Genomic DNA, 14,521 nt, shown 5'->3' with positions numbered 1-14,521 from the left:
CGGCAGTAGGGAACCTGGGTATTAAGAATGAGGATATTCACTGACCGTCCGTCGACTCCGGGGAAATATTGGCGTATCGCGCATCGCGGGACACCCTGTTCTGGTACTCAACCACCCGCGCCAGACGGTCGTCCATATCATTGCGCTGCATGACCAGATTGGCCCGCAAATCCTCAAGCTCCCGATGAAGGCGAGGAAGGCTGATCAAGGCGCGCAAGCCCCGCACCAGGTACCCCAGCACGGGAACCGCGCCCGCGCACTCCACCGCAAAGGCCCGGTACAATCCCTTGATTCGCGCACCCCGTACCTTTCCCTCCGCACTGTGCCGCATGCGCATCAGCAAGCCCACCCGACTCCTGCGCCCCTGCTGCAGGGCTTGTAGCCTCGAATCCAGGCCCGCGGTGTCGGGATCGCGCCCCAGGACGACGAGATAGGCAAACTGCACGAAATCGCGGTCGTAGTAGGCCAACAGCTCCGACAATCGAAAATGGCGCCGATCCGGATCGACGACCGGAAAAGCCGCGCGCGGCGGGAGACTGAGCCCGGCACCAGAGCCTGCCAGTCCCGATACCGATTGATCCATCTGCCGCAGCGCTACCCGCTCGGCAACCAGGCGCTGCAGGTGCCTCACTTGCTCAGGCACGGTGAACTCGCTTCGCGGGTTCGCTCGAGGTGCTGGCGGCGCGGCGGTAGAGGGCATCGTCCTCGGCGTAGTATTCGCGCAACGAGGCTTCAAGACCGGCATCCAGCAACCTCGCCGGATCGATTTGGGGGATCGCCCGCAGCTCCTCCGGCATCGCATCCGCCAGGTCGCCCAGCGGGGCCGGAACCGGCTCCTCCCGGGATAGCACCTCGATTCTCTGGTTATGCAGTTGTCTCACGCTCTCCGGGATGCCTAGAAAATCCATGAGTGCCGGCAAACTCCGGGTGCTGAACAGGGCTTCGTTACCCGGCCACAGGGAGGCCAGGAAGTGTGATTGCGGGGCCCTGGCCAGCCCCAAGCGCTCTACCGGCGTGGCGCGGATGTTTTCGACAAACTGTCGAAAAGTCATACCTAGCGCGAGATCGGGATGCTCTTTCCCCTGCACCGCCGCCAGGCTGTCCAGGAACAACATCTGCCCACGCAGGGACTCTGGCTCGCGCACCAGGTGCTTGAGATACACCCCGAGCAAACGGCTGACGGGGTCCTGAATCAGGGCCGCGCCGGAAACATCCCCTCGCCCCAGGTAGGCCTGCGCATCGGCGGCCGGCCAGTCCTTCAACATTTGCCCGAGGTTGAAGCGAACCATCCACGGGTACAGGTTCTGGGTTGGCAACCTCTGCTTGTCGACAATCGGCAGCGTGGCGGCCAGCAGGTCGACCACCAGCATACTGGCCCCACCGGGCACGGGCACAAAGAGCTGGCGCCGCCCGGGCAAGGCGAGGTAATTCCTGGCGGGCCAGGGCAAGTGATTGTCGCGGCGCGGCCAAAGCCCGGCCTTTCTCGCCTCTGCCTGGGTCAGCGCGAATCTCCGGGTCGGAATGGCCTGCAAACGCTCGCGCCGGCGGGCTTCGTCACGCAGGTTAACCCACAGTCCGCCATGCTCCCCGTTCACATGATCAAGCAGTTTCCGGTCCTCGCCATTCAGTTCACGCAGCAGCGCCACCAGCTCCTTGTCATCGAGGTATTCATCCAGGTAATTGGCGCGCGAACGGTTCGCCGAGCCGACAGTTGCAACGGGCCAGTCAAGCAAATCGGACAGCCGCTGCTGGAAGCGCGGGTATTCATTCAAGGTACCGACGACGGCGTCCCGCTTGCCAAGCGTTCGCAGGACGCCGGCAAAGGTCGCCGCGCGCCGACTGAGATAGCCGCACTGGACATTCGACACCTCCGCGCGAAACTGCCGGCTGCGCTTGAGGCTCGCCAGCAGGTCGTCCGGCACCATGCCCACTTCTCGACTGCGACTCAGCGCTCGTTCCCTGGCGGCTTTCTCGCCGGGCTGGCCGGCGAGGTCCGGGCGCGTGTAGTACGCGAACAGGGACACCGCGCGCTCGATCGGCTCCCGCAACACCGCGCAGAACAATGGGTCGAAATCCCCGGGATAGAACCCCAGGGGCTTGTGCCCGCCAATCACCTGGCGCGAACCCAGGGCTTCCCGAGGAAAGGTCGCAACATCCGCCGGGCAGTCGTCACCGAACCAGAATATCTGCTCGCGCCCATACCACCGGTTAAAGGACTGGTGCTGGCTGGTACCCGCCGTTTTGGGTATGTGAAGAAAAGCGATCTCGGGCTGGCTCATGTTCAGGCCTCGGACTTTACCGCGACAAGCCCTTCGTCCAACACTTCCCTGTAGGTTTTTGCGTAGCGCTGCGCCATCAGGGAGCCGGTAAACAGCTTTTCATAGCGCAGTCGGGCACGCCGCCCCATCGCCCCGGCGATCTCATCGTCACGGTACAGCCGGTCCATGGCCGCACGCAGGGCCGGCGCGCTGCCCGGCGGTACGACATACCCGGTTTCGCCATCGATGTTGACGTGACTGGTACCAGAGCCCACTTCCGCGGAGATTAGCGGCTTGCCGCTCATCGCCCCCTCCAGCAGGGTGACGCCGAAGGCTTCCGATCGCAAATAGGACGGGAATACCACGCCCCGGCACAGCTTGAACAGGGCCATTTTCTCACTGTCGCTCACGAAGCCGGTAAAGTGCACATTGTCGAGACCCAGCCTGGCGGCCTGTTCGCGCAATTCCCGCTCCACCGGCCCGGAACCGACTATCACGACCTGGTACGGCGCACCGCGAATGGCATCCAGCAGTATATGCAGACCCTTGTAGTAGCGCAGCACGCCCACAAACAGGAAAAAGTCGCGACCACATACCGCCTCGGCCCGTTGTAAATCGGTCTCGGACAGCCGGGTTCCCGGGTAGGACTGTTCATTGATCCCGATGGGAATGACCTCCACCTTGTCGGCAAAATCCGACAGGACCTTGCTGGTGGCGAAGTAATTGGGCGAAGTCGCGACGATCCGGTCCATGCCCGCCAGGTAGCGCTTCATCAAGGGCTGATAAATGGCGCCAAGCACGCGCTGGCGCACGATATCCGAGTGATAGGTCAACACCGAGGGCTTATGCCGGGCGGCGAGGAGGTAGAGGATATCTGAAAATGGCCATGGAAAATGGTAATGCACCACATCGGCCCACTCAATCTCCCGCGCGAACCGGGTCCATCCTGTCAGGGCGACACTGCAAGAGGCGATTTCGAAGGTCTTGCGCACCTGCACGACCTCTGCCTCGGGTCGGCGTATATCGCCGGTCGCCGGGTTTGCGCTAAGCGTGAAAACGCGGCTGTGGATACCGCGGTCGATACACCCCAGGCATATCTGCCGAATGACCTCTTCCAGCCCCCCTTGAGTGTCGGGAAAATACGTCCGATATACATGCAAAACATTCATTTGGCGGGCACGGGCTTGTTATAGTGGGGGGAAGATAGCGAACAATGACTATCCAATAGGATCAGGAGGCCTGTCAACAACCTTTACCCGGGGGACGCCGCCGGCGATTCACCTGCCCGGGTGCGCCACGGGGCGACCTTGAAAAGCAGTAGCATACCTGGAATCGCCAATAAAGCGCACAGGTAGAAAAAATCGACCCATCCGGTTTTTTCCACGATCGCCCCGGTGCTGGCGTTGGCGAAGGTCCGCGGCAGGGCCGCCAGGGCGGTAAAGAGCGCAAACTGCGTGGCGGCGAATGCCCGGCTGGTCTCCCGGGCGATGAACGCCGTGAAAGCAGCCGTTCCCAGGCCGACGCCCAGGTACTCAAAGGCAATCACCCCGGCCAGCAACCAGAGGTGGGCGCCACTGGCCGCCAACAACGCGAAACCCAGGATGCTGACCAGCTGGACCACCCCGAACACCCACAGACTGCGATTGATACCGAGTTTTACCATGATAATCCCGCCCAGCAGCCCGCCCACGATCGCGGGCCACAGGGCGGCGTGCTTGGCCACCAGCCCGATCTCGGTCTTGGTAAAGCCAATGTCCAGGTAAAAGGGCATGGCCAGCGCGGTGGCCATGTTGTCGCCCAGCTTATAGAGAAACATGAAGCCAAACACCAGCAGCACGCCCGACCACTGGCGGCGGCCCAGGTATTCCTGGAAGGGCGCCACGACGGTCTCGCGCAGCCCGTGACTCAGCGGTACCTCCGACTCAGGTTCGCGGACCGCCAGGGTCATGGCCACCCCCACCAGCATAAATGCCGCGGTTATCCAGAACACGCTTTCCCAGGGCATCAAATCCGCGAGAATCAGCGAGAGTGACCCGGGAATCAAACTGGAAATACGGTAGGCCTGGACGTGGATGGCACTGCCCAGGCCCAACTCCGGGTCGGGGAGGATTTCCCGCCGATAGGCATCGAGCACCACATCCTGGCTGGCGCTGAAAAACGCCACCGCCAGCGCAAGCCAGGCGATAACGCCCGTGGACGCGGCAGGCTGGAACAGCCCCAGCACCCCGATCGAGAGCACAAGGGCCAGCTGGGTGAATAGCATCCAGCCCCGCCGGCGCCCCATCCGCCCCAGAACCGGGGGCGCCCAACGATCCATGAAGGGCGCCCACAGGAATTTCCAGTTATAGGGGATGCCCACCAGGGCAAACAGGCCGATCTCGGTCAGGGAGACACCCTGGTCCTTGAGCCAGGCGGGTACGAGCTGCAACAGCACATACAGCGGCAAGCCCGATGCGAAGCCCACGAACACGCAGATCAGCATGCGGCGGTTCAGCAGGGCCTGGCGCCAGTTCTCGTCCGAGGCGGGTTCCATGAAGAAGGGTCTCGCTGGTGTTTGGCCCCAAAGCCGGCAGAAACAGCCCGCGAGGTAACCGGAAGGGGAGCAGTGTACCAACACACCCCGGCGGCGTCTAAAACCCCCGCTTTCGGGCTGCGGCAGGTCCCAAGATGGCGTAGCGGGAAAAGCGCGCTTGCTGGTATAATGGACGGCTACGCCGCGGCCGCAGCCCGCTCTCACCGCCCTCGCGAGGGTGGCCCAACAGCCTCAACCTGAACAGCACCCAACGACCATTGAAAACTCAAGCGCCCACGACACCCCGGAAAGATCAAGCCGCGACCAAAGCCGACGCGGGCCCTGATGCCAATGCACCGAACATGCCCCGGAAACAGTACCCCGAGAAGTGCACCGACGAGGATTTCGTTTTCTTCCTCCACATTCCCAAGACAGCGGGAACCGCGGTATCCAAGTCACTCTCCCCCCTGTTTCCCGAAGATCGGGTGCTGACTCACTACCAGATGAACAACGTGCGGAAGCACCCGCGGGACATCTATCTCGGGGCCAGGTTTCTGCACGGGCATTTCACCCATGACGTGTACGGCAAGCGCCTCCCGAAGCAACCGAGCTTTATCCTCACGTTTCTTCGCGACCCGGTGGCGCACTACATCTCGACCTTCTTTCATTTGAAAATCGACCCCACTTTCACCTACACGACCCGGCTGTGCCAGCAACCGGAATTGGCCAGGGAGATTCACCAGTTCGTCGAGAACAGGCCCATCGAGGACTTCTTCGATTATGAGCACGCGCACATCTTTGACAACTTCCAGACACGCTACCTGGTAAAAGGCCTGAGCAGTGATTACCCGGGCATGAGCGACGAAGCGCTGCTACCGATTGCCGAGCGCTTGCTGATAGACCTGCCTTTCTTCGGTATAACGGAGCAAATAGACAGCTCCATGCGGCTTCTGCAAAGCGTTGTATCAACCCGCAAACAGTTGCAAATCGGGCAAGTCAACCGATCGCGGAACAAACCCAGGGACTACGCGCTCAGCGACAATGCCCTGGCCGAAATCCGGCGCCGTACCGGAGTGGATCACCGCCTGTATCGGTTCGCGGTGGCCGCCTTTGAGGACAGGCTTTGGCAGCTGCCCGGCGAAGATAGAAGCTGAGTGGCTTGCGCTTGTAGAGCCACTTTCTACTCAAGCGACTCGACTTACTCAACAACCAATACACCCACAGGCTGGCGCTGACCGGTCGCCGGGCTGTAAAGCACCAGTTCCAGCTCACCCGGCGCCTCCAGGAAAACCGCCGGGATTGCGGCTGACAGGCCAAATTTCTTCACGCTCGACTTCACCACGTCGTCCCCCACGATTAGCTGGGCATCCCGGGGCATGCAGGCGCTGCGCACCCACAGCCCCATGGCGCCGTCGGGCTGCTCATTCTTGGCCAGCCCGACCCGGGTGGATTGCGGCCCCCATTTCTCGATTTCACAGAATCCCGCCTTGCCCGGCCCCGAGGCGGCCTTGCGCGGCCGGACCACGAATTGCCCGACCGGCTGCCTGATGCCGCGCACGGGATCCACGAGGGCGATATCGTAACGGCCCGGCGTGGCCAGTATTCGCTCCTGCATCTCCCCGAACAAACCGGAGGTGACCACCTTGGCGCTGACGCTGGTTTTCACCAACTCGCCGTCAATGACAATGCGGGCATGGGCGGGAGCGCCGCTGAACTGGAACCACAACCCGCTGTGACCATCGATTTGAACGTTGAACTTCTCTCCCACCCGGGTGCTTTTCGGCCCCCAGTTGGCCAGCGGCGCAATGTGACCCTCCGCATAATCCGCCACGGATGGCACCTTGGTCTCCGCCGCGACCAGTTGAGCGTTGCCGGGCTCCAGGCGAAGCAGGAGGTGGCGCAGGCCCACCAGGCGACACTCGGTGCCGCTGAGCACCCAGCCGCCCACCCGGCAGGTCAAGCCCTCCTGGAAGTCGGCGCGCACCCGCCCGGCCACGGCGTCAGCCAGCTCCCGGGCATTCTGCGCGGTATGTATCGAGCCGTCGAGGGCATCGACCAGGGAGCCGATATGCTCGACTCCCTCGGCTTCCACCCAGGCGGCGCCGAGCGGGTCGGTTCCCGCCAGGGAGGCGAGGAATCGGTCGAACCCTTTGCCCAGGCCGCTGTCCAGCCTTAATCCACCCGTAGCGGAGGTATCCGGAGGCAACGACGAATCACCGCCCTGGCGCAACCAGAGCAGGCCCAGCCCCGTCCCCGCAAGCGCGCCACCGCCCACCAGAAGCCTGCGCCGGGAAATCATGGGCGCCCTCCCGCGGACACGCCCGCCAGGTGCTCGGCCAAACGCAGTGACAGGGCAACGATGGTTAAGGTCGGATTGGAATAGCCGTAGCGGGGGAAAACCGACGAACTGGCAATATACAGGTTTTCCAGGTCGAAGACCCTGAGATCGGGATCCACCACTCCATCCCCGACCCGGGCGGCCATCCGCGTGGTGCCCATGTGGTGACAGCCACCACTCACATTTGCACGTAATTCCGGCGAATTTTCCCGGGTGATCTGCAGGCGACCGAGGCCCGCCACACTGCAGGCCTGCCCCAGACGGTCGAGCAACTGGTAGGCCGAGGTAAAATCGCGCTCGTCAATCTTCCAGGTCAGGTGCAGGCGCCGCAGGCCCAATTCACAGCGCTCGTTCGTCAGCGCCAGTCGACTGTCGCGATGGGGCCGGGGTTCGACGGTCATTTTCACGTCGTACTGCCAATACTCTCCCGGGCGGAAGCCAAAGGCGGCATGCTCCGCGTATGCCGGTGACAGCAGTGGGTCCGGCGCATTGGCGTACAGGCGCATGCAGGCATTGTTCTGCCCTTCCCCGCGCAGCGCCTCGTTGGAGAAGGTGAGCACCGGCATCAAGCGCTCCTGGCTCTCGGTGAACATGTGGTACTTCAGGCCGGCGGGAGCCAGCAAACGCGCGGGGCTGAAACCGAAATGGTCGGCAAAATAGCGCCCGAGGTGGGGCGAGTACACACCCTCCCCGTCGTCGACATCACGCTCTCGCAGGTGCAGCAGCTGACGCGTGGTTTCCATACCGCCCATGGCCAGGACAAACCGGTCGGCGGCAATGCGCAGGGTATCACCGTCCAGCGGCGCGACGACCGCCTCCACCAGCTTGCCTTGCGCTCTAACCAGCTGCAGAAGATTGGCGTGCAGCAGGCAGGTCAGGTTGTCCTGCGCTTCCAGTTCCGGCGCATAGCGCGCCCCGAAGCGCGTGGGCGGCGAAAAACGAAAGAGACGCTGGCCGATCCCTTGCAGGTCACCGTACTCGAGCATCGCGCCGGGAAAACGCCCGGCCACCGCTTCCGCCTCAAAATCACTGCCGCCGAGTTCACACCAGTCGCACGCGCGCTGGTAATAGGCCTTTAAATCCGCCGGGCCGATTGGCCAGGCGGGCATATCCCAGGACGGGTTGGTCTCGAAATCGCTGTCGTCCAGGGGTTTGCTCCACCCCCCCCAATGCGCGGTGGTGCCACCCAGCTTTCTGCGTCGCGAGATATCCAGTACCGAATAATCCCTGCCACTCTGGCTCACCCGATAGATGTCCCTCTCGCGCTCGCTGGCATTGTCGCGGCCGCCCGCCTCCAGGAGGACTACCCGCCACTCGGGCCTCAGGCGCGCCAACGTCAGCGCCAGGCTTATACCCGCCGGACCGGCCCCGACGATACACACATCGCACTTCAGACCGCCTGCGTAAGGCTGGGGCGATACCGCTAAATCATCGATCATTACGCCGTCCCAACCAATTTCTCCATAGTCGCCACCCTCGCGGGCGCCCTCCTTCCCCGCCGCCCTGGGGATCGGGCAGCCTCCGGGCCATATCCTCCAGGATCTGGGATACCACCCCGGGAATATCGACAAACCGATAGTCCCGGTTTCGCTCAACCTGATTGATGCCGCGGATACTGCCCTGGTCGGTCACCAGGGCACTGTCGATCAGTGTTGGCTCAACACCGTTCTCCACCTGCCGGGCCATCCAGCGCGCGGCTCCGCGCCCCAGGCCGGTGCTGTTGGAGTGAACGATACCCGCAACATTGTGAATCCAGCCCATTTTGTGTTGCAGGGATCCGGCGTGACAGATGTAGTAATCCGCCATTTTCCCCAGAAATAGCGTATCTGTCATGCGCAGGCCGGACGTACTGGCAACCGGGTTGCGCACCCGACTCTCCAGCCTTCGCTGAAGCCGGGAGATGTAGGAGGTGATTTCCCGCTCGCGGGCCACCAGTGACTCTCCCAGACTGGAAACGCAATCACCGGTCGCGCCCCGGAAACCATTTTCCAGATGCGTGCCGCTGGGCAGCATATAGACAGGATTGTCGAAATCATCCGGATAGGCAAAACCATCGAGTATAAAGCCGGCTTCGGGGTATTCATCCGCCATGGCAAGCACCGCGGCAATGATCATGTCTTCCTGGTTCTGGGCGGTCCGGCAATCCAGTCTCGCCGACATCCATACGACAGGAAAACAGCCCTCCAGTTGCCGCCGCATTGGCTCGGTTACCGCTTCATCACGGCATACCCGCAACGAACGGGCCAGCCTTGCGCGCACCGAATCGCTCACCTGGGTCGAGCCCACGCGGGTAAAAATCCGCCACTGCCGACCCAACAGCGCCGACAGGCTCTCCACGGGCTTGTGGGGCCAGCCCAACGACGCGAAACCCTGTTCGATCGACAATATTGGCTGGCACAGGGTCATGACTTCAAGGCCTGGACAGCTCTGCGAAAGCCTCTCTTCCAGCACCGCGAGGCCCGGCAGTTCATTCCAGAGATTATGGGCAAAATTCGGGTGACCGAGTAACAGGACCGGCGGCCCGGCCGGTAGCGGGTGTTCAGTGGGGCCATCGTCAATTTCCCGCAGCTGCTGCCTGACTGCCGCGTTTCGATCCCGCTCCTGCTCCGCAAGAATACTCCAGGGGCTGCAATCCCACTCCGGCACATACAATTCATTGAGAGGAAACCCATCCTTGACGATACCACTGATCAGCCAGAAGGTATGTTCGCACTTAAAGCGATAGGCTATCGGGATGTCGCCAAAGCCCAGGGGGCTGATATTGGCCAGGTAACAATCCAGCGAACGCAGGGGTTCGCCGGTCCAGGGCGAAGGCAGTGTAAAACTCCCCGTGGATACAATCCCCGACTGGTAACGCAGCACGGCCCGAGGCGTCACAAACTCGTTGAGCGACTGCAGCTGCTTGTGCAAACGATCGTAATACGGCAGCTGGCTGAATTGCCTGGTCAATATTTGATCTCACAGCGACGCCTTATTCTTGTTGTATGACGTTACAGCGAATTCTGAATTCCCTCAACCTGCCCTCGAAGCCGGGGATCGCGGCTATCGCCCGGTTAAACTTGGCCTGCGCGAGACGGTAGAGCGCCAGATCGTAGCTGTTTTCCGCCACCAGGTCCGGGGCCATGTCGCCGAGGGTCGAAAACACCCGCGCCAGATCACCTCCCTCGTGTCCCGGCGTGCGATTTTGCGGCTTGTACGCCAGGTCCAGCCCCGGATACCGCGATTCCAGCAAGGCCTCGAACAGCACCATGCTCTCGTCAAAGCGCTCCACCAGTCCAACCAGTGGCGCCGCGTTCAACGCGGCCAGGGCCCGGCCAAACAACTCCGCCATCTCCTGCTCGCCGATCATGGGCCGATGGCAACCCGCGAGGTAGGCGGTTTGGTAGTTGCGCACCACATTCGGGACGTCCGGCCGCATGCGCCAGGCCAGGTAGGACTGCAGATCCATTTCCTTGGCTGCACGCGCACCGCGACTCTGGGCGTCCTGGCGACGCTCAAAAGCGTAGACCGAGAGCGCGCGACGCAAGGGGTGCCGCAACAGGTAAAGCGCGTGGAAAGCGCAACCCGGGGCCTGTGCGGTGGCGGGCATATGGTGGCTGGAAATAGCCCTCAGGCCCGGGCCCTGCTCCACCAGCTGCCGCAGCCAGGCGACGCCCTGCTCCCGCATGCTCTCTTCATCACGGTGGTCGAGAAACCCGTCGCCAAAATACCGTTGCAGCGCCCAGTCGAGGGTGGTTCCCGCGTTCTTGAAGATATGGGCGTGCAGCAGGATATGCCTCATGGGGCCGCCGCTACCGCCTCCGCGGGCTTGGGCTGGCCACGCCGCGGCTCGCCAAAATCCTCGGCCAGCATGGCGGCGGCGCGAGACTTGCTGAAATGCCGCGCCAACCACTGGGGGTAATGCTCAAGCTTAGCCAGGGTCGCGGCATCGCCGGCCAGTACCTCGCCGACACGGTCGGCGAAATCCCGCGCGCTATCGGCAATGGTCATCACCTCCTCGGCATCGGGAATACCCTCGGCACCCACCGCCGTGGTCACCAGGGGCACGTTCTGCTGAACCGCTTCCAGCACCTTGCCCTTGACCCCCGCGCCATAGCGCAAGGGCACTACGGCAACCGCGATACCGCGGTACAAGGCATCCAGTTCCTCATCGGAAACATAGCCATGCACGACCACCTCGCCGCAGTGCAAGGCTTCAACTTCCGCGGTGGGGTTGGACCCCACGACATGCAGGCGGATATCGGGACACTTGGCGCGAATATCCGGCAAAACCTCCGCAACAAACCAGCAGACGGCGTCGACATTGGGCGGGTGGTTGAAACCACCCACAAAAAGAATATCCCTGGCACTGTCGGGGTCGTGCGGGGGGCGCTGCTTGTCTTCCAGCACGTAGAGGGGAATCGCGCGCAGGTTCAAATCCGGGCGCTCGGCTCGGATTTTCTCGATTTCAATCTCTGAGGGATAGTAGATCCTGTCGACCTGGTCGAACACGGCATACTCCCGCTTGCGCCAGGATTCCGCTGTTTGCGCCAGACTCGCGTCGCTGGTTATCGCCAGCTCGCGCTGGATACGCAGGTAGTGCAGGTCGTGGCCAAAGAACACGATGGGCGGCCGCGGATTCATCTTGTGCAGCTGAGCGAGAAACTGTTCGGCGACATGGGGCCGGTGGAGGTAAATAGCGTCGATATAGGGCGCATTGTCCGCCAGCCAACGGTTCAGGTGGCGCGCCATGGACTCGCCCACCAGTACTTCGACCCCCATTTGCTGCAAGGTCCGGGTATAGGGCGCATGGGGGAAGAAGTTTGCCCCCATGAACATGACCCGGTAACCCATCTCGCACATCAATTGCAGATACATGAAGGTGGATCTGGAGCCCGCGTCCTTGTCGTAGTGCGGCACGTAGTGGTCGATCACCAGGATGGTACGGCGATCGCGGGAGCGATCCCGGGCCCAGGATACGTGCTCGGCATTGTCAAAATGAAACGCATCCAGCTCGGCGGCCCACTTCTCGCGGAAGGTGGCCTGGTTCACTACCTGGTATTGTTTCTGGCCGCTGGCCAGGTCGGTACCATTGCTCACGCCCTCGAAGTGATACACCTGCGACGCTGGCTGGTACAGCACCCGGTACCCCAGGCTACGCACCGCGAAGGCCAGATCGGAATCCTCGTAATAGGCCGGTACAAAACGCGTATCAAAGCCCCCGAGCCGGCGCCAAAGCTCGCTGCGCACCAACAAACAGGCGCCGGAGATGTAATCCACTTCCTTGACGTAGTTGTACTCCGGCTTGGCCGGGTCGTCCATGCGACCAAAATTCCAGCCCGAGGCGTCGCGCCAGATGATGCCGCCGGCTTCCTGCAGGCGTCCATCGGCATAGATCAGCTTGGGCCCGACGATTCCGACATCCTCCTGGCTGTCCAACAACTCCACCATCGGCTCCAACCAGCCCGGGCACACGGCGGTGTCGTTGTTGAGAAACAGGATATAGTCGCCGGTAGCGTGCTCCGCCGCCGCGTTGCAGTTCAACAGGAAGCGCTGGTTGGTCTCGTTGCGCGAGATCACGATATTGCGCACGCGTTCGCCGATGCTCGCCGTCAGGTCAGTGGAGCAGTCGTCGGCCAGGATTACCTCGTAGGGGATGTCCGGCGTATTCTCCAGCAGCGCGACCAGGCAGTTCATCGTCACCCGGTAGTCGTTGTACACCGGAACGACAATCGACACCCGGGGCGTTTCAAAGCGGGGAAAGTCCAGTTCCCGCGTGTCCAGGGACGCATCCAGCTCACCCGGATCAAAATCCAGCCCGGGAGCGTCCCTGTCCGGAAAACGGCTGTTGACCCAGGTTTCGAAATCCTCGGGGGAGGAACGCAACATCACGGACAGGCCGCGCTTCAACCTTGGCAAGCTGAAACTGCGCGCGGACGCGGCGGGGTTTTCCCGCATGTATTTGAGGACGCCCCGCAAATGAGCGAGCTTGCCGGGCGGCTTCTCCGGCAGCTCGAGCTCGAATTCGCGGAAATGCTCACGCGCATCCGCCAGCGCATCCTCGTAGCTGGTGCGCACGCCCCGGCGGCGGGTCAACAGTTTGTAGGCGCGGCCGACATTGCGATTGATCGCCGCCAGGTGGGATTGCTCAAAGGACAACAGGCTGCGGTAGGCGTGGGTCAGGGCGGTAAATAGGTATTCCGCCTTTTCTTTAAGCTCGACGTACTCGGTGGCCAATTGCCGGTGCTCGCTCACCTCATTGTGGTGCGCTTCCGCGAGAGCACTGTGTTGCGATTGCAGGTCTTCATGCTGCCGCTGCAGGGACTTGTGCAAACCGACCTCTTTGTCATGAGCCCCTACCAGGGACTCATAACTCTCCTCCATGCTCTTTAGCTGTTGCAGGGAGTGATCCCGCTCCCGGGTGCGGTCGTCACAGAGCCGGGTATATTCCTCCAGCGCCAGGCGCGTCTCATAGGCGTCGGCCAGAGGCGCCATCGCCGCGGCAAGGTCGCTCATGCGCCCCTGCAGCCCGGGATCCGCCGCGGGCAGTTCGAGGCTCCCTTGCTCACACAATTGCCGGCAGGCACCCTCGAGCGCGGTTTGCGAGGGCGTCATCAACTGGCCGGCGCTGTGAATCGAGGCATTCTGCCGCGAGGAACGCACCAACGAGGGGTCAAAGCCGCCCTGTTCCGGCAGGGATTCCAGCTGGACACCAAAACCGTCGAGCTGTCGCAGCAGTTTACCCAGCTCCCCCGCCGGGTCGGCCTGGATTCGGGCGAAGTCGACCGCGAGGTAATCGCGCCCACGCAGGGCTTCGAGCGCCAGGCGATTGTAGTGTTCCCACAGGGCCAGGCCCAGCTGCAGGGGAAAGTGGTTACGCCGCGCCAGGGACACCGCCACCGCGCGCGGATCACGGTACACATACAGCAGCAGCGGATTGTCGCCCCGCGCCGCCAGTGCGGCGTCCCAGGCCCGCCAGGTCAACACCATGCGCGGGTCTTTCAGCAGCCAGCTTGAATCCCCGGGCAAGCGCCCCAGCACACTCTCAATACGCTGGAGACAAGCCTGGGGGTCGAGACGATCGCCAGTCGGCGGCCTGAACCAGGTGCTATCCAGCGACTCCAGAATGGCGTCATCCAGCTCGACGACATCGCGCCGCTCCCAGAAACCCTGGGGGTTATCCTCCTGGTCCTCCAGTAATTCCCCGGGTGTACCGGCGTAGACACCCGCGCGGCATAGGGCTCCCGCGACCATGGAGGTACCGGAGCGGTGCATGCCGAGGATGACGATATTTCGGGTCATGGTCTTATCTAAAGAGCTGAATTACAAGGCAGGCAAACCGTTTGGATTGCATTGGGTGCTGCACCATCAGTGCAAACGGACAATCAAGTGGCTTCACCGCCCCCACCAAAAGGGATAAACTGCCAGGACTAT

10 protein-coding genes are annotated in these 14,521 nt (G+C 62.5%); 1 reads left to right on the top strand and 9 read right to left on the bottom strand.

Features of this window, described 5'->3' with window-relative positions:
- Nucleotides 1-37 precede the first annotated feature (37 nt).
- From JYP50_RS01190 to JYP50_RS01175, 4 genes are all read right to left on the bottom strand, one after another.
- Entirely contained in the window at nt 38-643 is a 606-nt protein-coding gene (locus JYP50_RS01190) for a DUF4214 domain-containing protein (RefSeq protein ID WP_206558622.1), read from the bottom strand.
- Nucleotides 636-2,279 carry a hypothetical protein gene (locus JYP50_RS01185; RefSeq protein ID WP_206558621.1) on the bottom strand — a complete coding sequence of 548 codons (1,644 nt, stop codon included), beginning with the start codon at nt 2,277-2,279 and terminating at the stop codon, nt 636-638. Before JYP50_RS01185 ends, JYP50_RS01190 begins: the two co-directional genes overlap by 8 nt.
- Nucleotides 2,280-2,281: 2 nt before the next feature.
- On the bottom strand, nt 2,282-3,427 hold the full coding sequence (locus JYP50_RS01180; RefSeq protein WP_206558620.1) for a glycosyltransferase: 1,146 nt from the start codon (nt 3,425-3,427) through the stop codon (nt 2,282-2,284).
- 83 nt (nt 3,428-3,510) lie between these two features.
- Nucleotides 3,511-4,791, bottom strand: a complete 1,281-nt coding sequence (locus JYP50_RS01175; protein ID WP_241262686.1) for an AmpG family muropeptide MFS transporter — start codon at nt 4,789-4,791, stop codon at nt 3,511-3,513.
- A gap of 341 nt (nt 4,792-5,132) precedes the next feature.
- Here JYP50_RS01175 and JYP50_RS01170 point away from each other — a divergent pair, with 341 nt between their 5' ends.
- Nucleotides 5,133-5,924 (top strand): sulfotransferase family 2 domain-containing protein, encoded by a 792-nt coding sequence (locus tag JYP50_RS01170; protein ID WP_206558619.1) that lies wholly within the window; start codon nt 5,133-5,135, stop codon nt 5,922-5,924.
- Between the two features lie 44 nt (nt 5,925-5,968).
- Here the strand turns inward: JYP50_RS01170 and JYP50_RS01165 are convergent, their stop codons facing one another.
- Genes JYP50_RS01165 through JYP50_RS01145 form a run of 5 tightly spaced genes read right to left on the bottom strand, consistent with a single transcriptional unit; the run spans nt 5,969 to nt 14,389 of the window.
- Nucleotides 5,969-7,069, bottom strand: coding sequence for a hypothetical protein (locus tag JYP50_RS01165; protein WP_206558618.1), 1,101 nt, complete (start codon nt 7,067-7,069; stop codon nt 5,969-5,971).
- Nucleotides 7,066-8,547 (bottom strand): GMC oxidoreductase, encoded by a 1,482-nt coding sequence (locus JYP50_RS01160; protein WP_206558617.1) that lies wholly within the window; start codon nt 8,545-8,547, stop codon nt 7,066-7,068. Before JYP50_RS01160 ends, JYP50_RS01165 begins: the two co-directional genes overlap by 4 nt.
- The gene (locus JYP50_RS01155; RefSeq protein ID WP_206558616.1) at nt 8,537-10,057 is read right to left on the bottom strand and encodes a hypothetical protein; all 1,521 of its coding nucleotides are present in this window, start codon (nt 10,055-10,057) and stop codon (nt 8,537-8,539) included. The genes JYP50_RS01160 and JYP50_RS01155 overlap by 11 nt, the downstream gene beginning before the upstream one ends.
- Nucleotides 10,058-10,079: 22 nt before the next feature.
- Complete coding sequence (locus JYP50_RS01150; RefSeq protein ID WP_206558615.1) at nt 10,080-10,889, bottom strand: hypothetical protein; 810 nt, start codon at nt 10,887-10,889, stop codon at nt 10,080-10,082.
- A complete protein-coding gene (locus JYP50_RS01145; protein ID WP_206558614.1) occupies nt 10,886-14,389 on the bottom strand; it encodes a glycosyltransferase in 3,504 nt (1,167 codons plus the stop codon). The genes JYP50_RS01150 and JYP50_RS01145 overlap by 4 nt, the downstream gene beginning before the upstream one ends.
- Nucleotides 14,390-14,521 lie beyond the last annotated feature (132 nt).

It is taken from the genome of Parahaliea mediterranea (genome assembly GCF_017255185.1).
Classification (GTDB): Bacteria; Pseudomonadota; Gammaproteobacteria; order Pseudomonadales; family Halieaceae; genus JAFKCZ01.
The sequence above is the reverse complement of the archived record's forward strand: the minus strand, read 5'-3'. Positions and strand labels throughout refer to the sequence as shown.